This window comes from Streptomyces sp. NPDC048018, from assembly GCF_043202995.1.
GTDB lineage: Bacteria > Actinomycetota > Actinomycetes > Streptomycetales > Streptomycetaceae > Streptomyces.
In genome coordinates, this window is sequence record NZ_JBIDBK010000001.1 from 89,679 (window position 1) to 110,936 (window position 21,258).

16 protein-coding genes are annotated in these 21,258 nt (G+C 73.8%); 8 read left to right on the forward strand and 8 right to left on the reverse strand.

Annotation, left to right across the window (positions count from 1 at the left end; translation table 11 throughout):
• Window positions 1-80: 80 nt before the first annotated feature.
• Both ACGF1Z_RS00415 and ACGF1Z_RS00420 read right to left on the reverse strand, forming a co-directional pair.
• A complete protein-coding gene (locus ACGF1Z_RS00415; RefSeq protein ID WP_392998278.1) occupies window positions 81-1,079 on the reverse strand; it encodes a transcriptional regulator TrmB in 999 nt (332 codons plus the stop codon).
• Between the two features lie 137 nt (window positions 1,080-1,216).
• Entirely contained in the window at window positions 1,217-4,951 is a 3,735-nt protein-coding gene (locus ACGF1Z_RS00420; protein ID WP_392998280.1) for a S8 family serine peptidase, read from the reverse strand.
• A 426-nt stretch (window positions 4,952-5,377) separates the two neighbouring features.
• On the opposite strand from ACGF1Z_RS00420, the gene ACGF1Z_RS00425 reads away from it, so the two are divergent.
• Complete coding sequence (locus ACGF1Z_RS00425) at window positions 5,378-5,905, forward strand: flavoprotein (protein WP_392998282.1); 528 nt, start codon at window positions 5,378-5,380, stop codon at window positions 5,903-5,905.
• Window positions 5,906-6,053: 148 nt separating this feature from the next.
• Here the strand turns inward: ACGF1Z_RS00425 and ACGF1Z_RS00430 are convergent, their stop codons facing one another.
• The 5 genes from ACGF1Z_RS00430 to ACGF1Z_RS00450 all read right to left on the reverse strand — a co-directional run bounded on the left by ACGF1Z_RS00430 (window position 6,054) and on the right by ACGF1Z_RS00450 (window position 12,112).
• A complete protein-coding gene (locus ACGF1Z_RS00430) occupies window positions 6,054-7,424 on the reverse strand; it encodes a DUF5685 family protein (protein WP_392998284.1) in 1,371 nt (456 codons plus the stop codon).
• A 395-nt stretch (window positions 7,425-7,819) separates the two neighbouring features.
• Window positions 7,820-8,770, reverse strand: a complete 951-nt coding sequence (locus ACGF1Z_RS00435) for a hypothetical protein (protein WP_392998286.1) — start codon at window positions 8,768-8,770, stop codon at window positions 7,820-7,822.
• A gap of 161 nt (window positions 8,771-8,931) precedes the next feature.
• Window positions 8,932-10,224: a hypothetical protein gene (locus ACGF1Z_RS00440; RefSeq protein WP_392998288.1), complete on the reverse strand. Its 1,293-nt coding sequence runs from the start codon at window positions 10,222-10,224 to the stop codon at window positions 8,932-8,934.
• Window positions 10,221-11,132 (reverse strand): SagB/ThcOx family dehydrogenase, encoded by a 912-nt coding sequence (locus ACGF1Z_RS00445; RefSeq protein WP_392998290.1) that lies wholly within the window; start codon window positions 11,130-11,132, stop codon window positions 10,221-10,223. Before ACGF1Z_RS00445 ends, ACGF1Z_RS00440 begins: the two co-directional genes overlap by 4 nt.
• A complete protein-coding gene (locus ACGF1Z_RS00450; protein WP_392998292.1) occupies window positions 11,129-12,112 on the reverse strand; it encodes a YcaO-like family protein in 984 nt (327 codons plus the stop codon). Before ACGF1Z_RS00450 ends, ACGF1Z_RS00445 begins: the two co-directional genes overlap by 4 nt.
• A 333-nt stretch (window positions 12,113-12,445) precedes the next feature.
• Between ACGF1Z_RS00450 and ACGF1Z_RS00455 the strand changes: the two genes are divergently transcribed.
• The 6 genes from ACGF1Z_RS00455 (at window position 12,446) to ACGF1Z_RS00480 (ending at window position 18,438) form a co-directional block, all read left to right on the forward strand.
• Window positions 12,446-12,634: a hypothetical protein gene (locus ACGF1Z_RS00455; RefSeq protein ID WP_392998294.1), complete on the forward strand. Its 189-nt coding sequence runs from the start codon at window positions 12,446-12,448 to the stop codon at window positions 12,632-12,634.
• 179 nt (window positions 12,635-12,813) lie between these two features.
• Entirely contained in the window at window positions 12,814-14,010 is a 1,197-nt protein-coding gene (locus ACGF1Z_RS00460; protein ID WP_392998296.1) for a hypothetical protein, read from the forward strand.
• Complete coding sequence (locus ACGF1Z_RS00465) at window positions 14,004-15,389, forward strand: MBL fold metallo-hydrolase (RefSeq protein WP_392998298.1); 1,386 nt, start codon at window positions 14,004-14,006, stop codon at window positions 15,387-15,389. Before ACGF1Z_RS00460 ends, ACGF1Z_RS00465 begins: the two co-directional genes overlap by 7 nt.
• Entirely contained in the window at window positions 15,382-16,569 is a 1,188-nt protein-coding gene (locus tag ACGF1Z_RS00470) for a hypothetical protein (RefSeq protein ID WP_392998300.1), read from the forward strand. Before ACGF1Z_RS00465 ends, ACGF1Z_RS00470 begins: the two co-directional genes overlap by 8 nt.
• Complete coding sequence (locus ACGF1Z_RS00475) at window positions 16,566-17,648, forward strand: SagB/ThcOx family dehydrogenase (protein ID WP_392998302.1); 1,083 nt, start codon at window positions 16,566-16,568, stop codon at window positions 17,646-17,648. The genes ACGF1Z_RS00470 and ACGF1Z_RS00475 overlap by 4 nt, the downstream gene beginning before the upstream one ends.
• On the forward strand, window positions 17,638-18,438 hold the full coding sequence (locus ACGF1Z_RS00480) for a SagB/ThcOx family dehydrogenase (RefSeq protein WP_392998304.1): 801 nt from the start codon (window positions 17,638-17,640) through the stop codon (window positions 18,436-18,438). Before ACGF1Z_RS00475 ends, ACGF1Z_RS00480 begins: the two co-directional genes overlap by 11 nt.
• Before the next feature lie 254 nt (window positions 18,439-18,692).
• Here the strand turns inward: ACGF1Z_RS00480 and ACGF1Z_RS00485 are convergent, their stop codons facing one another.
• Window positions 18,693-20,192 (reverse strand): DHA2 family efflux MFS transporter permease subunit, encoded by a 1,500-nt coding sequence (locus ACGF1Z_RS00485; RefSeq protein ID WP_392998306.1) that lies wholly within the window; start codon window positions 20,190-20,192, stop codon window positions 18,693-18,695.
• A 234-nt stretch (window positions 20,193-20,426) separates the two neighbouring features.
• Between ACGF1Z_RS00485 and ACGF1Z_RS00490 the strand changes: the two genes are divergently transcribed.
• Window positions 20,427-21,116 (forward strand): hypothetical protein, encoded by a 690-nt coding sequence (locus tag ACGF1Z_RS00490; RefSeq protein ID WP_392998308.1) that lies wholly within the window; start codon window positions 20,427-20,429, stop codon window positions 21,114-21,116.
• Window positions 21,117-21,258: the final 142 nt, after the last annotated feature.

The window sequence follows — 21,258 nt, forward strand, 5'->3', positions numbered from 1 at the left end:
GTCCGTCCCCTCGGCCGGACCGGCGGCGGCGCGCCTGCGGGGAGCGCCGGAGGAGTTCGGGCGCCCTCGTGCCGCCCCGGTCACGTGCCGACGGGGTCCGTCCAGCCGTTGCGCACGGCGTGGGCGCCCAGTTGCATGCGGGTGCGGACGCCGGCCAGGTCCATGAGGTGGCGCAGGCGCCGGTGAAGCGTACGCGGGGACAGGCCGAGTTGCGTCGCGGCCGTCTGGTCCGTGAGTCCGGCCAGGAGCAGCGCGAGGATCTTGCGGTCGAGCTCGGTCGGGCCCTGGGGGCCGACCGTGACGGGCGTCTCGGACGCGTCGTCCGTGCCGGACAGCGTGAGCGGGTGGGCCGTGCGCCACACCGTTTCGAACAGGGCGTCCAGCGCGTCCAGAAGGCCGCTGCGGTGCAGGAGCACGGCGCCGGGCTCCCCCGCCGGTGTGACGGCGAGCGGGACCAGGCCGAGGTCGGCGTCGGCGAGCACGAGTTTCATCGGTAGGCGGTCCGCGACGCGCAGTTGCACGCCGTTGCGCAGGGAGTCGACGGCGTCGCGGACGATGCCCGGCTCGGCGAGGACCTCCCGGTCCAGTACGGCGCGGAAGAGGACGCCGCGGTCGAGGGCCATGGGCTCGGCCGTGTTCTCGTCCGGCGGCAGGGCGACGAACGGTGCGGTGATGAAGGTGCGGACCTGGTGACGGGCGGCCTGCTGCACCTGGAGGAAGCGGTGCCGGATGGCGTCGACGCCGGTCACCACCTCGATCAGATCGGTGATGCCGCTGCCGGTCATCGCGGTCCGGTGTTCCTCGGCGAACGTCGCCAGTGCCTGCTCGGCCGTGCGCAGTTCGTCCCGGCGCCTCCCGATGAGGGCGCCGAGTGCCACGGCCGGCGGCGCGGCGGTGAACCGTGCGTCGGCCGACCTGGTCGCCAGACCCCAATCGACCAGCCGCGCCAGCGCTTTGTCGACGTGAACGTGCGACAGCGCGAGCAGGTCGGAGAGCGCGTCCACGGTGGTGCCGGGACGTCCGACCACCGCCCGGTAGACGCGTTCGTCATCGGCTTCCAGGCCCAGAGCATCCAGCATCGGTGATCGGCTCTCTTCCACTCTTCGCAGCGGGGAGAGTATGCGCCACGGCGTCAGACCGTGAGAAGGCCCCGTGGCCTGCGGGGGCGAGCGGAAGGGCCCCGGGAAGTCGCCTCCCCGGGGCCCGTCGGTGTGGCTCATCGCAGTCCGTACGCCCGGACGATCTCGTTCTTCACGCCGAAGCCGGCGTCGGTCCGGGCGCTCGCGCGGATCGAGACGAATCCGCCCGCCTTCCCCGCCGTGGTGAACGAACCCGCCCAGGAGCCGTCGGCGCCCTCGGTCAGCCGCACCTTCTGCCACGTGGCGCCGTCGTCGTAGGACACGTCCAGCGTCACCGTGGTGACGGTGCCCGGGACGGTGCCCCGGTCCATGGACACCGGCTTGAGCGCGATCCGCTGGACCGCGCCGGCCTTGGCGTCTCCGTGCAGGTCCGTGTCGAGCCGGTAGTCCAGGTTCAGCACCGAGAACGGCTCGAAGTGCTCCGCGTCGACGGTGCCGGACCTGAAGGTCCATTCGGTGTGGGTGCGCGTCGAGAGCCGGAAGCGGTCGGCCGGCCGCTCCGCGTCGAGCACGGCGCGGTAGGGAAGGTCACCGGCCGGCACGTCCACCCACTGCATGTCCGTGCTGTTCGGGTTGTCGTGGATCAGGGTGTCCCCCTGGAAGACCCTCAGGTGGGTCGGCGTCTCACCCCACGGCAGGTAGCCGCCCAGGCGCAGGACGTCGCTGGAGGAGGCCCACGCCTGGACGTTCCAGGTCATCACGTCCCGCCAGCGCGAGTTGTACACGCCGAAGGCCTCGCCCTGGCCGGGCCGGGTCACCGGGGCGAACCAGTCCAGCCGGGTGGTGGTGCCCTTGGCGTAGGTGTTGTCGCCCGACACCATCGACCACGGCAGGGCTCCGTCGACGCCCTGTGTGTGGAACTCCCTCCAGACCTGCCCCGGCGTGACCCATTCGGTGCGGGTGCCCGGGTGCCATTCGGCCTCGGGGAAGTTGAACGACGGGCTGAGGGTGAAGTCGGACCGGTAGCCCTCGGCCGGACCGCCGCCCGCGGCCGCGTAGTAGCGGGCCTCGATCCGGGCGAGGTCGCCCTTCTGCGGCCGGTAGACCAGGGCCCGGTCCGGCACCCGGCCGTGGTAGTCGCGGGTCAGGTCGTAGACGAAGGGCGTGTGCCGGGTCTGCCTGACGGTCAGCCTGAGCCTGCCCGTCCTGGCCATCGCGACCAGGGTCCTGCCCGCGTCGCGGTGCACGGTGGCGACCGGGATGGGCGACTCGCCGACGGTCTCCATCAGTCCGCCGGCTCCGTCGTTGACCACGATCAGCGCCTTCGCTCCGGCGGCGACCGCGGCCGCCACGCGGTCCTGCGGCTGCACCTCGTCGCTGCGGTCGACGACCACGAGCCTGCCCCTGGCGCCGGCCTTCCCGTAGTCGGCCGTCCCGCCCTTGCCCGCGTAGACCACGGGCAGCTTCTCCGTGGCCGTGTCCAGCGCGCTGCCGCCCTGGACCAGCGTCTCGAAGTGGAGCCGGCCGTCCGCCGTGGCCAGATCCAGCTGGGGCTCGCCCTTGCGCCAGCGGGTGACCAGCGTGAACTCGCCCTGTGTCATCGGCTCCGTCGGCAGGACGTAGACGTCGTCGTAGGTCGGCGGCAGCACGTACGCGCCGCGGTAGTCCATGTACGGGTCGAAGCCGTCGTAGTGGACGTTGAAGTCGACCTTGCGCTGGCGGTCCTGGGTGCGCTGCGGCGCCTCGGTCCGCAGCAGGCGCGCCACGCTCGCGTCCAGCACCACGTCCGCGGGCCCGCCTTCGAGTACGGTCTCCGGGTCCACGAGCACGGCCATGCCCGAGCGGTCCGCCCGCTCGCCGGTCACGTCGACGTAGGCCGCGACCGTGTAGCGGCCGGGTGCCGTGCGCAGGGTGGTCGAGCCGTCGACGTAGACCGACCAGGGCCAGCTGTCCCCGGCCAGGTTGACCGAGACCCAGCCGGCGGCGGGCCTGCCGTCCCGGCCGACGAGTCTGATGTTCAGGTCGTAGCGCTCCTGCTCCTTGAGCAGCGCCACGGAGGTGCGCGCCACCGGCTGTCCGGTGGCCGCGTCGGTGGCGACCACGTAGCCGACGTGCCGGCCGGCCCCTGCGGCCCGCGGGTCACCCGTCACCGGGACGGAGGCCGTTCCGCCCGCCGGGACGGTCACGGTGCCGGCGCCCAGGGTGAAGGGGCCGCCCGGGTCGGTCAGGGCCAGGTTCAGTGTGACGGCGGCGGAACCGGAGTTGGTGAAGGTCAGATCGTGGGTGACGGCGACGTCGTCCGGCCCGTGGGGCCATGTGTGGTTGCCGAAGAAGAGCGATGCCGTGCCGTGGACCGTGCTGCGCACGGCGGAGGCCACGTCGAGACGGCCGGTGCCGACCTCGTACGGCGAGTAGGCGTCGCCGAGGCCCTTCGCGGTGCTCATCAGGTGTTCCTTGAGCTGTGCGCCGTCCCAGTCCGGGTGCTGCTGGGCCAGGAGTGCCGCCGCGCCGACGACGTGCGGGGTGGCCATCGAGGTGCCGCTGAGGGTGCGGTAGAGGCCTTCGCCGCCGTCGGTCATCTCCTGCGAGCGGGCCGCGGTGATGTCCACCCCGGGCGCGGCGATGTCCGGCTTCATCCCGCCGGAGGAGGCCAGCGGGCCGGTGCTGGAGAAGGACGCGAGCCGGTCCTGCTTGTCCGTGGCAGCCACCGTCAGTGCCGCCGCGGCCGCGCCCGGCGCGGAGATGCTCTCCGGGCCCGCGTTGCCCGCGGCGATGACGAACAGGGTGCCGTAGCGCGCGGAGAGCGCGTCGACCAGCTGCGACATCGGGTCGCTGCCGTCCGTGGGGTAGGAGTCGCCGAGGCTCATGTTGACGACGTCGGCACCGGACTCGGCGGCCCACTGCATGCCGGCCATGACCCAGGAGTCCTGGCCGGCGCCCTCGGCGCCGCCCAGCACCTTGCCCACGTAGAGGTCGGCGTCGGGCGCGACGCCCTTGTTCGCGCCCCCGGAGGCGGCGCCCGAGCCGACGATCGTGCCGGCCACGTGCGTGCCGTGACCGTTCACATCGGTCACGGCCTCACCCGGCACGAAGCTGGTCGTGCCGTCGATCAGGCCGGCGAAGTCGGGGTGGTTGACGTCGATGCCGGTGTCGAGCACGGCGACCTTGACGCCCTTGCCGGTGTAGCCGGCCGCCCACGCCGCCGGCGCCCCGATCAGCGGGACGCTGTCCTTCAGGCCGGCCTTCACCCGGCCGTCGAGCCACAGCTTCGCCACGCCGGCGCCCAGCGTGGCGCTGCCCTGCGGCGCGACCGTGTTCCAGAAGGTGCGGGCCTGTCGCTTCTCGGCACTCAGCGCGCCGCCGCCGATGCCTTCGAGCTTGCGCGTGAGCCTGCTCCCCCGGGGGGCCTTCGGCTCGACGGCCGTGCGGGCGTTCGCCCGTGCGTAGGTCGCGATCAGCGGTACGGCGCCCGACTTCGCGTCGTCGTAGCCCATCTCGATCAGGTCGGTGACGTTGAACAGCCGCCGGTCGAGCCTGCCGGTTCCCAGCAGCGGCTCCGCCTCGTCGGGGACGACGAACAGATCGCCCTTGATCTGCTGGACCTTGACGCCGCCCACGGCCCTGTCGGGCCTGGCGACGTCGGCGGTCTGCCTGCCGTCGGCCGCCGTCGTGACCGTGACGACGTCACCGGTGACGAGGGTGACCTTGTGGGTGGCCGAAGGCTTGGCGGGGACGCTCGGCCTGCTCGGAACGGCCATGGCCGGCGCCTGGGCCGCGACGAGGCCTGATGCCAGCAGGGGCAGAGCGGTGGCTGCCGTGATGAGCTGCCGGCGTCTGCGCCGGAAGGCGGAAGGAAGAGAGGGGGAGGACATGCCACGGGTCTATCGACCGGTGAACGCCGTCGTGAAGACCTCGCGGCGGCAAGTCCTCGCCATGGCAAGGGTTTGCCGGACGCGAACCATGCGATTCCGGGTGGAAGCCCGCCGGGCGGCGGCGGCCTCCGTCTCGCGACACCCCTGGGGTGGGGCCGCTCGGGCACCGCCCTCGCGCTGGTCGGACAGCGTGGCGGGGTCACGACTGACGACACGGAGAACGACGCGGCGGTCTCGTCGCTCCCGAACGGCGTCGGCGGCTTCGCGCGCTCCGTCGGACGGCGCGTCTCCCTGCCCTCGGTCCCCGACGAGCAGGCGGCGGTGGAACCGGTCAGGACCGCGCACCGGATCCGCCGTACCCGGCCTTCCGCCCGCCCGGGACCCGGCTGTGTCCGCATCGGCGGCGTTTGCGTAAGGTCAATGATCATGAGGACCCTGTACCTGTTCAGCTCGGCCGCTCCGCCCGTCGTCGACATCGCCAAGGCCATCGAGGAGGCTCAAGCCGACGGCTGGGACGTGTGCCTCGGCCTGACCCCGACCGCGGCCCGCTGGATCGGCGAGTCCCTCGACGGCCTCGCGGCACTCACCGGCCACCCGGTCCGCTGGGAGTACAGACTCCCCTGGCAGCCCGACGCCTGGCCGGAGCCGGACGCGATCCTCTTCGCTCCGGCCACGTTCAACTCGATCAACGCGTGGGCTCTCGGCCTCACCGACCGGTTCGTCGTCGGGGTCGTCGCCGAGGGCATCGGCAAGGGCATCCCGATCGTGACGATGCCGTGCGTGAACGAGGCCTTCGTCCGTCACCCGCAGTTCGAACAGTCCGTGGCCGCCCTCCGCAACGCCGGCGTGAACGTGCTCTACGGCGAAGGCGGGTTCCTTCCGCACCCGCCGGGCGAAGGCGATCCCGCGACCTACCCGTGGCGGGCAGCCCTCGACGCGGTGCACGCCGGCTGACCACGGACGTGGCGGAGGCCCGCGGCCGGAGCGGGCCGCGGGCCTCTTTCGTCACCTGCCACGGTCACGGCAGCGGCCCCGGACGAATGCGCCGCGCAGGCGTCCCCGCATCCAGCGGCACCGAGGCCGTGCTCACCAAGGCCGTTGTTCAGTCGCAGCAGTCACAGCAGCACTTGCACGGGTTGCAGCAGCCACCGCCGCAGCCGTCACCCGAACTCCCGCCGGAGCCGCCGGAACCGTGACCTCCGCCCCAACCCCCGGAGCTGCCACCCGAGTTACCGCCGCCCTGCCCGCCGAACCATCCGTCACCACCGGAACCCTCCCGACCGGAAGCGTCCCGGTTCGAGCCGCCGTTGCGGTTGCCGTCGCCGAACTGCCACGGCTCGCCGTCACCGGAGTCCCCGTCGTCGCCACAGCGGCAGCAGTCGAAGCACAGCCCGCAGTCGCCGCACAACTGCCGGTGCCGACGACACCGCCGGCACTCCCCCGCCTGCGGCCGCCCCGAGGCCGTGGGCGCGCCCCCGGGGGCCGCGCCCTCGAGGGCGCCGGCGCCGCACGCCGACGCCGTGACGGTCCCCGAAGTCCCGCCCGTCGGCGTCCGGCGCCCCAGCCACGGCAGCAGGCTCAGGCCCCGCGCCGGGCCGCCGTGCCGGTGGTGGCGATGCCGGGGGTCGAAGACCCGGTCGACGGCCCGCTCCAACTCGCCGCCCAGCAGCGCCTGCACGAGCCGTCCGTCGACGAACACCGCGTCGGACAGGGCAAGCCGGATTCCGCGAACCGCGTCGTCGCACAGCCTGCGTACCTCGGCGCGGTCCGCGCCGGTGACGGTGATCGGGTTCCACGCGCCCGACGCCTCGTCCGCGTCCAGGTCCTCCACCGCGTCCAGCAGATGCGCCAGGCGCCCGAACAGGCGGCCGGCCTCGGCCAGGGGGTCCGCGTTCGCGGGGCGGTCGGTGAGGACGGCGGTGTACGCGAAGGCGGCGGCGGTCGCCGTCTCCGTGGGCTCCGTGACCGCCAGCAGCGAGCCTCCTCGGCCGGTCGACCGCTCGATCTGCGGTTGGCGCTCGACAGCCCGGAGCAGCACCGAGGTGTCGAAGCCCAGGCGTTCGCCGCCCGCCGCACCGGCCCGGTCCCAGCCCCGGGCTATCCGGCGCGCCGCCAGCGCCACCGGGCGGCGTCCCAGCAGTCCGTCGCCGTCGGTCACATGGTCACGTATCTTCGCGGCGGCGAGCACCAGCGACACCGTCGCGGCCAGCCGCGCGCCCTCGCCCTGGGCCACGTCCGCCGACCGCATCCCGCGCAGCGGGCACGGGCCGGCCCCGCGGCGCCAGTCGCCGGACCGCTCCGACTGCGCCTCGGTCAGCACCGAGACGATCAGGCCGTCGTAGTTGGTGGCCACCCTCGCGAACTGCCCGTACTCGCCGCGGAGTGTCAGGCACAGCCCGCACAGGTGCGCCATCCACTCGGTCCGCAAGCCCTCGCCCAGCCGATGGCGGCATGGCCTGATGATTCCGAACACCGAAACTCTCCCCCGTTGAACCGCCCGGACGCATCCGGTGGGCGTGCTGCCGCGGGCGGAAGACCGCACGAGACCGGGACCACCGGCCCCACCGGCACCACCGGCACGCCAGGCACGACCACCACGCGTCGCCGCATGCGACGTCGACGCGCGGTGGTCATCCTAGGCCCAGGTCGCGCAGGACGAGCGGCTCACGGACCACGCCCTGCCGCCGGCGCTGTTCGGCGGCGGATTCTGCCGGGTCACGGTCGAGGACGACACAGACCGACGAGCCTGGAGCAACCCCATCCGCCTCACGCCCCATGATGCGGCCGGCACGCCATGACTCCTGCCCCCCTCTCTCACCTACCCGACGCGCACGACTGCTGGAGGCCTTCGAGGGCCTGCGGCGCTGCTCACCCGATCCCGTACGCCGAGGTGATCCTCGCCGCCTCGCCGACCCAGCCGCGGGCGCGCGCGAGGGAGACCGCCCCGCCGACGTGCCTCAGCCCTTCCTCGCGGCGGCCCCGGGCGGCGCACCAGGCGCCGTACTCCGCCATGGCCACCAGCAGGGCGCCCAGATAGGGGCGGCGCCCCTGGCCCGGGCGGTAGTCGGCGAGGGCGCGATGGCCTTCGGCGAGGGCGAACCGGAACCATGTCTCCGGGTCCGGGGCGAGGCCGGTCAGGGCGGTGAGGGGAGCCGCCAGCGCGGGGTCCGGGCCGGCGACGGGCAGGGAGAGACGGGCCAGGAGCGGTTCGCGGTGCACGCCCGTGCGCGCCACGAGCGCGAAGTACGCGGTGGCGGCGCCGATCGCGTCGCCGACCGTTCCGAACCGGGCATGGGCGTACGCCTGGTGGGAGAGGACGAACGCACCGTCGCGTACAGCCTTCTCCCGGACGTCGGCGGGCCCTTCGGCCCGGACGCGGTGCAGCAGTCGCTCCGCCTCGCGGTAGGCGGCGAGTGCGGCCTCTCCCTGTCCCGTCCGGCACAGGACGTAGCCGAAGTTGTGCCAGGACTGCGCGGCGCGAAGCAGCTCGCCCGCCTCCTCACGCTGTCCGGCGGCGGCACGGAAGCAGCGGTACGACGTCTCGTCGTCGCCCTGGTGGAAGGACCAGACGCCCATGGTGTGGTTGCACTCGGCGACGCCCGCGCTCTCGCCGACCTCCTGGAAGACCGCCTGTGCCTGCCGGGCCTGGGTGAAGGCCAGGGCGAATCTCCCGAGCTTCTCGTTGATCCTTCCGGTGGCCAGGAGAACGGCTGCCGACTCGCCAGGGGACGACGCGCGGTCCGCCTGGGTGGCGAGGCTCCGCAGCTCGGCCCGGTAGCTCTCGGAGCTTTCCAGCCCCAGTTCCTGGTGTGTGTGCACGTTCCCTTCCTCCGCCGAGTGCCGTCTGTGTCCGGGGCCGTCTGCGTGCGGGGCCGCGGGAGTGCGGCGCCGTCCGTGTCCGAGGCCGGGGGAGTCCGGCGCCGTCTGTGTCCGTTGCCGTCTGTGTCCGGGCCGCGGGAGTGCGGGGCCGGAGCCGCGGCTCATGGCTGGGCAGGGCCGCTCGCCAGGACCGACGCGTACGGCACCTGGTCGGGTATCCGTGCCAGCAGCCGTCCGCCGGACCGGGCGTAGGGCAGGACCGCCTCCCGCAGCCGCACGGCGGATCGCCGCAAGCCGGCGCCCCGCCCGGAAGGATCGTCGACCAACTCCGACTCCGCCTGGTAGACGTCCTGCAACGCCGCCGCGACGGCCTCGGTGGCGGCCGCCCGGTCGAGGTCGGCCCCGGGCTCCGCGCCGGCCCTGCCCGCGGTCCCCGGACGCAGAGCCCCGGCCGCGTGGACGACGCCGAGCCAGAGCAACCCGTGGGCGCCGTCCACCGTCGGCGGGCGCCCGGCGGCGAGGCGGGCGAGCCCGGCCCTCGCGGACCGCAACAGGCGCTCGGTCAGGACCAGTTCGGAGGCGAGCCGGTGCGGCCGGCTGAGCGGGGCGGCGAAGGACAGCGCCAACAGCGTGCTCGCGTCGACACGGAATTCCTCCACGCTGTGATAGTCGGGCCCTGCCTCGTCCTTCCGGCTGCCGGGATCGAACAGCGGCAACGGCCCCGACCCGTGGAAGAGTTCATGGTGGGTCAGCCACAGCCCAACGGCCTCACGGAGTTCTTCCGCCGTGGCGTCCAGAAGGGCCGGGGCCTCGCCGTCCACGGTCAGAAACTCCGCTGCGGCGCACCGGGTCACGGCCCGGTGCCGGTCGACGACAACGTTGCTCCACAGCACCGTGCGGCGGCGGGCCGACTGGCGCCGGGTGTCGGACCAGCCGCCCAGATGGAAGGGGGCGAAAAGCGCGATGGGACAGTTCCGGCCGGTGACGGGGCCGCCCGCGACCACCTGGAGCCGGTAGTACTCGACGTGCCGTCCCCCGAACGAGCAGGGAAAGCCGAACATCAAGCGCCCCAGGCCCCCGGCGCTGCCTTCGATACCCGGGACGGGCGCGCCGGCCGTGTCGTCACGGACGGCGTAGACCATGCCGAGCCGTGCCGGGGCCCCCTCACCGGGCCGCATGGGGCCGACGAAGAACAGGGTCTCCTCGTCGACGGTCTCCCCGAACGCGGCCACGGCGTCGTCCCACGCTCCGGTCCGCAGCCCTGCCACCAGCGCGTCGAGCAGCCCCGGTGCCACGCCGACGGCCGTCAGAATGCACCGGAGCGGGGTGCCTGGGAGGAGGGCGCCGGCGATCTCGTCCGCTCGGCCCGCCTCGACCGGGGCGACGAGTTGGGTGACCTGGTGCGGGACGCCGTTACCGTCGGCGTGCAGTACGGCGGGACGGCGTACCGTCATGTCCGGTCCTCCAGTCGATAGGCGGCGACGATCTCCCGCTCCAGGGACGCAACGACGGGGGCGCCCACGGCGGCCGGCTCGACGGGCGTCAGGCGCAGGGACGCGTCCTCGGCGACGGCGTCGAGCGTCGCGGTCAGGTGGCCGAGGTCGAGGTAGAGATCGCGGTAGCCCGCGGATTCGCGGTACCGCCAGTGCACCCGGTCGAACACGGCGACCACCACCAGGCCGACACCCGTTTCGCGCCCCGCCGCGCGCCCGGCCTCGTCACCCGCTCCGATGCCTGCCTCGACGGGCTCTGCGGCGAGGTGCTCCAGCGCGTGGAGGCTGGGGACGTAGCGGTACGTGCCCGGGGCGAGCCCGGCCCGGACCGCGCCCGGCTCCACCGTGACGTAGGCGTCGAAGGGGTGCCGGGCGCCCTTGGACGGCACGGGCTTGAGCACGACGTCGAAGAGCCCGAGGAAGGAGACCGTCCGCAGGTGTCCGAAGCCGGACAGGAGCAGCCGCCCGATGCCGGGGGCGCGCGTGCCGCCCGCCCCGCTGCGTTCGCCCGTTCCGTGTGCCGGATGCGGAAGCCAGGCCAAGGGACCGCTCCACGGCGTCTCCGCGGCGGGTGGGGGGTCCGCAGCCAGGTACGTCCGCATGATCGACTCGTCCACGGCCATGGCCGCGTCGGACGCGTAGTCCAGATAGCTCCCGCGCCGCAGCGCGGACAGCAGCCGTGCGACGTCGGGGTCGAGAGCGGGGCGCGGCCCGGCCCGAGCGTCCGCAGCCGGCGCGGCCACCGGTTTCACGACGCCCGCCAGGCTCGCGAAGTCCCGGGGCCGGGCCGTGTCGGCGACGAGCGGGCCGTCGTCCGACAGGACGAACCGCCGGTCCGCCACGAAGAGCAGATCCCGGGGCGCCGTCACCGCAGCAGCTCTTCCAGCCGGCGGTCGCACTGCGCGCGGGGCGGCGGAGAAGAGGGCACCGGGAGCCTGAGCAGGACGTGAGCGGCGCGCAGGCCGAGTGCGTCGAGGAGCGGGTTGCCGCGGTCCACGAGCACGGCGTCCCCGCCGGCGGCCGCGAGCACCCGCGCCGGCTCGCCGGCCACGGGCTCCGGGTGCTCGCCGAAGACCACGGCCTCGCCGAGCCGGAAGCCGTGGACGCCCGCCGACCTCACGGACGCCGGCCGTCCGGTCCCGGGGCCGCACGTCATCGCGCCGTCTCCCGGGCCGCGTACCGCCCTCCTCCCGCCACCGGCCCGCGTGGCCCCCCTCGCGCCCGCGCTCGGGGAGGCCCAGGCGAGCGATTTCATGAACGCCTCGGCCGTCGCCGACTCGACCGCGTGCACCGGCGTCGTGCCGGCCGCGCATCCCCCCACGGTCGGGCCCGAGGCGCGGGTGGCGGCGCACACGGCGACCGGGAAGCCCAAGTGGGTCGTCCGCACCGCCTCCACGGTCCAGCCGTCCCGGCGCAGCGCAACGGCGTACGGCGTTTCGGCGGCGCATGCGCGGACCGGGAGCCCGCCTTCCACCATCGCTCGTACGGCATCGCGTTCCACGGCCTCTCGCAGGCCGTGCCCCACCGCGCCCGCCAGATCCGGGCCGACGGCGAGGCCGGTGGAGTCGCCGCGCCCGCCGCACGAGGCGAGGACGTAGCGGTCGGCGTCGACGAGCTGGATCCGGTCGTCGCACAGTGATCGTGCCTCCACCCACCAGCGGGGTGTGTCCGAGGCGTCGGCGTCGACATGGGTGCCGGTCCGTGCGCCGGTGCCGTGGCCCGTGTCGTGCAGGCCGAGTTCGCGAGGGCTGCCGTACCGCAGCGGGGCCCGCGGCCGGAGGAACGCGCAGCCTCGCTCCAGGAGTTCGAGGACGGCCTTCCTCCCGGCATGGGCCCGGTCGGTGTCCACCGCCGTGCCGTGCAGAAGCGCTCGGCCGTGCGCCGGTCCCCGGCCGTACCCCGGCCCGCGCGCGTACGCGACGAACGGCCCCGGAGAGCCGTCCCGGAGGTAGCCGAACGCATGCAACGGACCCTGTCCGGTCTCCAGTACGGCGGCCTGCCCGGCCCACGGGTGGGCGGCACAGCAAGGGTGAGGCAGCATCGTGGGCCCGCCTCCAGCGATGCTCCAAAGGTGCTCGCAGGTACGGCACTTGATCACGAGGTCCCCGTCCGCAGAGGTGTCGACAGAGCCGGGTGCACCCGTCATGCTAGGGCCAATTACTCGAAAGAGGGAGTTACTTCGATGAGTGGTGAATCAGGGCAGAAATCGATCAGCACCGCCCCGGAGTCGGCGCGGCTCGCGCTTGCCGATCTCTACGCCACCCGGCTCAAGGAGCGGGAGGGCGAGGGTGAGGAGAGCGGGCCGGTGTTCCGGTTGAAGCAGGTCGAGGCGGACGAGCGCCCGGTCCTCATTCAGTGCTGCATTCGTTGAGCGAAGCACTCGGCGCGGCTTCCGGCTCCGCCCGTCCCGGCCCCGCCGCGCGCGGGCCCGGGACGCTGCGGATCCGGGTTCCCGCACTTGGCGCGCCGCCGGCACCGGTGACCGACCCCGCGGAGCGCGGCATACGGCTGGGGCGCCTGCTGTGGCGACCCCTGACCGGGACGCGGGGGGTGGCTTCGCCGCTCGCGGTCGACGTGAGCTGGCGCGACGGCGCGACGGCGCACTGCACGCTCGACGACACCGCCCGCTGGTCGGACGGCCGGCCGGTGACGGCGGCGGACGTCGCCGCCAACGCGGGCCTGCCGGAATGGGAGCACGTCGTGGCGGTGGCGGACGGGCCGCACGCCCTCCACATCTCGGGCCCCGGAGCGCGTGACTTCCTGGCGCGGCTGATCCCGGTGCGCGTCGAGGACGGCGCCGTCCTTCGCGGGACGGGAAGCGGTCCGTACCGCCTGGCGGCCCTCGCCCCGGAACGGGCGCTCCTGGAACCGCTCTCCGGCCACGGCCCCGCCCTGGAGTTCGTCGGCATCACCTGCCAGGACGCCGCCCTGGCACAGCTCCGGTGCGGCGCGCTCGACGTGGTTCTGGAAGCGGACGAGGAGGCGGTCTGCCAGGTGCTGGCCGAGCCGGGGCCCGCCGTCGTCTCGCTGCCGGACAGCACCCGGACCGTGCAGATCCTCGGCTTCGACTCCGCCGGTGCCCGGCTGCCGGCGGCCGTCCGACGCGCTCTGGCCCGAGCGGCGCTCGGCGCCGACGCGGCCGCCGGGGTGTACCGCGGTCTGGCCCGGCCGCCGTCGGAACCCCCCGGCTTCCACCCGGACGCGGCCGCGACGACGGCCCAGGCCCTGCCCTCGGGCGGGTGCCGGGCGCCGGACGCGCCCCTCGAACTGCTGGTGAACGAGGAGAACAGGCTGCGGATCGCGACCGCCCACCGCATCGCCGCCCGCTGGGCGGCGGCCGGGACGCCGACGCGCGTGGTCGTCGAACCCTGGCCGCGTTTCCTCGACCGGCTGGATGCCGGAGACATGGACTGCTTCCTGCTGACCGTACGCGAACAGCCAGGCCTCTGGTCGGACCGGAAGGGCGACGGTCTGCTCACCCGCTTCACCGGATATCAGGTCCCGGCGGACGCCGGTCGGGAGGAGACCGCCGCGCGCGTCGCGGCGGACGTGCCCGCCGTCGTCCTGACCCGGCACGTGGCCTGGACGCTCGCCGCCGCCGATGCGCTCGGACATCTGGACGTCCTCGCCGCCGTGACCGGTGCCCCGGCGCCCTCGCCGGCCGATGCCGTCTCCGGACCCCCGGGAGTCTCCCCGGACGCCGACGTGGCCTCCGGACTCTCCGGACCCCCTGCGGGCGCGTGCTGATCGGCGCCGTCGGCCACGGCTGCTACTCGGTCGTCGCCGGCTCCACTCATCTCCTCATCGACCCCTTGCTCACACCCACCTTCCTCGGTGGCACCGTCGAGCCGTTCCCACGCCGCACCGTCCTGACGGAGCATCTCCCGCCGGTCGACGCGGTGTTCGTCTCACACAGCCACGCCGGCCACCTCGAACCCGCGAGCCTCGCTCGCCTGCCCCGTGGCATCCCGGTCCTCGCCCCACCGGACCCCACCATCCGCTTCGTCATGGAGCGCATGGGGTTCACCGGGCACACCGAGGTGCGTCCCGGCACGGCGATGGACATCCCCGGGGGACGTGTCTCCTTCGTCGGCAGCGGCACCGGTCAGGGCTATGCCGGCCTCCTGGTCCAGGACGGCGACGGCTCCCTGCTCTACCTGGGGGACCGAGGAGACCTCGACCCGGGCCCGGCGCTACGGGCCGCGGCCGGTGGCATCGACGTCGCCGTGGTGAGCCATCCGTCCGACTACCACAGCTTCCTCCAGCACTCCACCTGGGACGGCGGTGCCCACGAGGGCGACACTCATGAGGCCTGGCTTGCCCGTTCGCTGGAGCTGGCGGCCTCGCTCGGGGCCGGCCTGACCGTGCCCGGCACCACGGGCAACCGCTACCTGGACCCGGCCGCCTGGCTCAACCGCTACGTCTTCCCGATGCGGCCCGCCGAGTTCGTCGACCTGCTCGCCCGGGTCGCTCCGGACCGTCCGGCCACCACCCTGGACCCCGGGGACGCCGTCGACGTCACGGCCGGGAAGACGACCGTCCTGCGGGACGTTCTGCCCTTCGTCCGCCGTGCCCCGTGCCCCGACGACCGGGGGCTTGATCCCACCGACCCGCCCGGTGAGCTGCTGGACGACGACCCGGAAGGTGTCGGGCCCGCAGCCCTGACAGCACGCTGCCGGGAATACCTGCGCACCTCCCTGGCGCCCTGGGCGGCCGCCGGCCGCGGCGCGTACGGGCGGGAGCTACGGATCTACGGATCCCTGCGGCTGACCTACCGGGTGACGCTCCACCTGCCCGGCGGCACTCGCCACACCTTCCGCCTCCGCTTCACCGGAGAGGACGTCGACGTGACCGAGCCGCCCGAAGCACCACCACTCGACCACGGGGAAACACATCTGCGCATCGCCGCGTCCGTCCTCGACCGCTGGTCACGGGACGTCATCCCGTACTTCGTCGCCGCCGCCGGATGCCGCCGGGCCGGCGCAGTGCACGCCGTGGGGCGGCTGAGCGACGGTTCCGTCTCCGTACGCAAGGTCCCGGCCCGCGATCTGGTGACCATGCACCTGACCGCCCACGCCGACCGCTACCACCGGTGGCTGGCCCGAGAGGTGGACCGACATGCCTGAGGAACTGCTGTACGCGACACCCGGAGTGACCGTGATGACCGTCGGGGACCGGGTCCTGGTCCGCAACTCCGACACCCGGGCGACCCTGCGGCTCGCGCCCCAGGACATGGCGGCCTTCGTGGCCGTCCTGGGCGCGCTCGCCCGGCCCCGGACCGCGCGGGACGCCACCGACCTGCTCGCCGACATCGCCTGCGGCGATCCGGAGGCGGCGCGCGCCGAGATCGACGGGCTGCTGCGGCTGGGCGTGTTGCGGACCACCGCCGCGGGGCCGGGGCCCGGGTCGGACCGAACCCCCCACGTCAGGACGGGACTTCGGCCGGATGCCGGTGACGGTCTTCCACCCGGGCAGGGTCCCGCCCCCGCCGTCGCGCACCGGGAGGACTTCGAGGACGATGCGGAGTGGGCCGCCCACGGCTGGGGGGAGGCCTTCCGCTACCACCGGCACACCCGGCAACTGCCCGTCGTCGACTGGTCGGACGACGAGGCCGTACGGCTCGACGTCGGCCTCATGCGCGGCTACCTCGCCGAGGGCGAGCCGCCACCCGCGTACCTTGACCGGGAAGCCGTGGAACGGGTCCCGGCACCGCCACCCACGGCGCACGGGCGCGTACGCGCGTTCACGGACACCCTGACCGGGCCGGCCGACGCCCCACTCGGCAGGGACGACCTGTCGACGGTACTGGCCCTGACCTTCGGGGCCACGGGACACCGGCGGCTGCCGGTCACCGGAGCCCACCTGACGAAGACCAGCCCGTCCGGCGGCAGCCGGCACCCCCTGGAGGCCTTCGTCGCCCTGCTCCGGCCGGTCGGCGGCCTCGAGCCGGGGCTCTTCCACTGGAGCGTGCGCGCCAACGCCCTCGACCGCCTGAGCGCCGGCTCCTACGAGGAGGAGATACGCCGCCACGTCATCCTCCTGCCCGACAGGCCCCGCTTCGACCCCGTCGCCGTCGTCGTCCTGGCCGCCGTGTGCGAGCGCGGCATGTACCGCTACCGCGAGTCCCGCTCGTACCGGGTGCTCTACCTCGACGCCGGGCACCTCCTCCAGACCTTCGCCTACACCGCCTCCGCCCTGGGCCGGCCCAGCTACCGCGGCTACACCCTGCACGAAGGGCACGTCTGCACCCTGTTCGGTCTGGAGCCACTGCGCCAGCTGCCGCTCGCCTTCGGGATTCTCGGATGACCCCGGCCGCGGCGCCCACCTACCGGCGCTACCCGCTCCTGCGGATCCGGCTCGACGGCCCCCTCCACTGCGATCTGCTCCTCGACGGAACGACCTACGAACTGCCCGGCCCCGCGCTGGTGGGCATCCTTTCGGCGCTCGACGGCGTGCACACCCTGGCCGAGTTCACCGCCACGGCGGCCGGGCTGATGGAAAGCCCCGACGACGCCGCGACCGTGATCGCCGCCTTCGCGGAGGCGGGCCTCCTCGTCCCCTCCGACGTGCCCTGGCCCCAGATGGCGGCGGTGGAGCACTGGATCGAACGGGGATGGCTCGACGCACTCGTGTTCCATCTGCGCGCCGGGGCGACCCGGTTCACGGACGACGGCGTGAGCGACCCGAAGGCGCTGCAGGACCGACTGCTGCGGCCGGTCGTGGACGAAGGCGTCGACCTGTTCACACGCCATCCCGGCGCTCCCGAACACGCCCTGCCGCCGCCGGTCCCGCGCGAGAAGCTGCCGCCCCTCGCGGACGTCCTGCTGCGCCGCCGCTCCAACCGGCCCTGGCGCGGCACCGGACTCACCCGCTCCGAGCTCGCGACCCTGCTCCACCACGCCAGCGCCGAGACCCTCGGCCTGCGCAGGGAGGTGGAGCGGCACATGGCGGCCGAACCGTCCACGCTGCTCGGCTCGGCATTCTCCGCCCTGGAGCTCTACGTCGCCGTCTTCGACGTCGACGGTCTCCCACCGGGTCTGTACCACTACGCGGTCGACCGGCACGCCCTCGCACTGCTGCGTCCCGGCGACCTCCGCAAGGACTTCACCCGGATGTGCGCCGGGCAGCAGCGGGCCGGCAGCGGCTCCACCACCCTCGTCGTCGCCGCCGACTGGCGCCGCTACATGCAGCGCTACCAGGGTCCGCACGCCTACCGCGTCCTCCTGACCAACGCCGCGGAACTCGGCCAGAAACTGCTGCTGCTTGCCACCGCCCTCGGCCTGAGCACCTTCCTCACACCCGCTTTCGACGACCGCGAGGCCGACCGGACGCTCGGGCTGCGCCCGGATCTCTCCACCGCGATCGAGGCCATCGGTGTGGGCTGACTCGGCGGCGGCCCTCTACCACCGGCTGTCCAGCTTCGGGTGGTTCGAGGAGCCGGCCGCCACCGGGACGAGCGCCCGGCCGCTGCCCGCCGTGCCACCGCCCGCCGGAGAGGGACACCTGCTGTCCCTGGCCCACGTGCTGGCATCGCGCTGCTCCCGCCGCGACTTCGACGGGACGCCGCTGAGCCGGGACGCGCTGACGGTGCTGCTGTGGTGCGGTTACGGCCGCACCGGCGCGGACCGTGCCACCGTCCCCTCCTGCGGCGGACTGCTGTCCTTGCGGCTGCTGGTGCTCGCGCTCCGGGTGCCCGGTCTCGCGGCCGGCAGCGTGTACCCGTTCGAGCCCGCGGCGCTGTCCCTCGGGGCGCCGCTGTCCGACGGGCCGGCCGGCAGGGAGCTGTTCCGGACCCGGCACATCGCCTACGAACGGGCGGCCGCGGTCGTCTTCGTGGTGGGTGACCCCGAGCCGCCTGCCGGCCGTTACGGCGACCGGGGCTACCGCTACGCCCTGCTGGAGGCCGGGCACGCGGCGCAGAACCTGTGCCTCGCCGCCACCGCGCTGCGGCTGGGGGCGGTGACCGTGGGCGGCTTCGACGACGAGGCCGTGAACGTGGCCTTCGGGCTCGGCGACGACATCCCCTACTACGCCGTGGCGGTGGGCGGCGCGGGGTACGTGACGCCGCACGAGGAGGTGACGGCGGTGCTGGCCCTGGGGCGGCGTGGCTGCCGGCGGACCGGCGCCGACCCGGTGGGGGACTTCGCGGCCGGGACCGGAGCGGCGGACGACTGACGGGCACGGCGCGGTCAGGTCCGTCAGCGGTCCCACGGACGGCGTGGAGGCTCCGGGAACGTGCGGTGACCGGTCGAAGAGCCCGCCGCGGACTTTCATCCGGAGGGGCCCGCCCACGGCGGTGTCCGCGGAGGAGGGGCACGGAGGGCGGGCCCGCGGCAGGGCCGTCGACGACGGGCGCCTGCCGGCGGTTCTCCCGGCGGGCACCGCCGTCGGCCGTGCCCGCCTCCTCGGAGCGGGGGGGCTTGGGACCGTCAGGAGGGCGTCGGGGCGGTCTTGACCGTCGTGGTGCCGTCCTCGTCCTGCACCTCCGGCGCAGCGGGCTGTTGCGGCACGGGCGGAGTGCGGACGAGCAGGGCGACCAGCACGGCCAGTCCCCCGAGCACGGCTCCGATGCCGAACCCCCACCGGATGCCCGCTGCCAGGGCGTCCGTGGGATCGGCGCCATCGGCTGCCGCCGTGGCGGCGCGTCCCGACATGACACTGATGACCAAGGCGGTGCCGGCGGCGGCCGCGACCTGCTGCAGCGAGCCCAGGATGGCGGATCCGTGCGGGTAGAGGTGCGGCGGAAGTACGGACAGGCCGGAGGTGAAGACGGGCGTGAAGACGAACGCCATGCCGACGCTCAGTGCCACGTGGAGGGCGAGCACCAGCCACGGCGAGGTCTGTTCGCTCGTGACGGCGAACAGCGCCAGGCACAGCGCGGTGAGCGCGGCTCCGGGGACGACCAGCCGTGGCGCCCCGAGCCGGTCGTAGAGCTTGCCGACCTGCGGTCCGAGCAGGCCCATGGTCAGGCCGCCGGGGATGAGGAGCAGGCCGGTCTGCAGCGAGGTCAGACCGCACACCTCCTGCAGGTAGATCGGCATCAGGATGAACGCGCCCATGAGCGCCATGAACGACAGGCACATCAGGGCGAGCGCCACGGAGAAGTGCCGGAAGGTCAGGGCGCGCAGGTCCAGCAGGGGGGTGGACGAGCGCTGCAGGGCCAGCTGCCGCCAGGTGAACAGGCCCACCAGCACGGCGCCGACCAGGGTCGTGACCTCCGGGGGCACCACCGCCGAGGCCTCGTCACCGGCACCGAGGCCGCTCAGGCCGTAGACCAGCGCGCCGAAGCCCGCGGCGGCCAGCGGGACGGACAGCCAGTCGATCGGGCCGGCCTGGGGCTCGCCGATGTTCACGAGCTTGCTCCGGCCGACGAGCGCCATGGCACCGGCGATGGGCAGGACGGCGAGGAACAGCAGGCGCCACGTGCCCAGTTGGAGCAGTACGCCGGAGACCGCCGGGCCGAGGGCGGGCGCGACGGAGATGACGAGGGTGATGTTGCCCATGACACGGCCGCGGTCGTGCGGGGGCACGAGGGTCATCAGCGTGGTCATGAGCAGCGGCATCATGACGGCGGTGCCACTGGCCTGGACGACACGGGCCACCAGAAGCACCGGGAAGGCGGGCGCGGCCGCGGCCAGCGCCGTGCCGACGAGGAACAGCGCCATGGCCAGGCCGAAGGCCGTCCGGGTCGTCACGCGCTGGAGGAACCATCCGGTCACCGGGATGACGACGGCCATGGTGAGCATGAAGGCGGTGGACAGCCACCCTGCGGCCGCCGCGGTGACCTCGAAGTCGCGCATGAGGCGCGGGATCGCGTTGACCATGATCGTCTCGTTGAGGAGCACGACGAACGTGGACAGCACGAGGATCCGCAGCACGCCGGTGACGCGGTCGGGGGCGAGGGTGGGTGTTGCGTGTGGTGCGAGCATGGCGCCTTCCGTCAGTTGAGTGTCCTCCGCACGGAGCGGGTCACACCGACAGACCGCAGCACAGGGAAGAACTCATCGGTGTTCCCCGATCCTGTAGGCACCTCCGGCCTGTGCTCAAGCCATTTTCCGACCCGGTACGACCGAGGGCGTGGCTCCCGCGGCAGGCGGGTGGCGCGATGGCCCTTGGTCGCCCACGGTCCCGGTCTGGTGATCACCGATATATAGGATGTGTGCATGTCACGTGCACGCGCCACTCTCTTAACCGCCCTTGCCGGGTTCGCGGCCCTCACCGCCTGCTCCCCCGGGACCGGTTCGCCGGATCCCGCTCCCGGCCCGCAGAACGGCGACAGGCCGGCCGCTGCGGTGCCCGCTCCGAAGCCGATCACGAAGGAACTCCCCCAAGCCCACCTCACGCAGGCCTTGCTCGGCAACGGCGAGACTCTTCCGGGCTGGACCCTTCACGGCGACAAGTCGGTGACCGAAGGGCAGTACTGCAACGGCGCGAGCGACGCCGACTCCGCACCGGCCGGCTGGATCCGCGGTGGCGACTCCTCGTACGAGTACAACGGCTCCACGGTCAACATGGCCTTCATCCACATCTGCCTCTTCAGGTCGGCCGACGACGCGCACCGCCAGTACGTGGCGTGGAAGGGCACCGAGACAAGCAAGCAGCAGGTTCCCAGGAAGCCTGTCGGCGACGAGAACACCCTGGTCGTCAACCCCGGCGCCAGCGAGGACTCCGTCCACGGATACGTCCGATCGGGCAAGGCCACCATCGAGGTGCGCGTCGAGGGCGGCACCGCAGGCGACCCCTCCGGCACCCAGGCCATGCTCGTCGCGACGCTCAAACGCCTTCAGCAACTCCAGGACGGCCACCCCGCCACCGCCACTGCCTCCGAGGAACAAGCCGCGGCCCGGCAGTAGGCGAGCCGAGCGAGCGGCCGCCTCCTGTGGTGACCACGTCGATTCCCGCCCCTCCGGCTCGCCGGGGGCGCCACCGTGGGCGCTTTTCTCAGGGCGCACACCGCCGGGGCGCCGGTGCCGCGCGGCGGATCTCGCGCGCCTT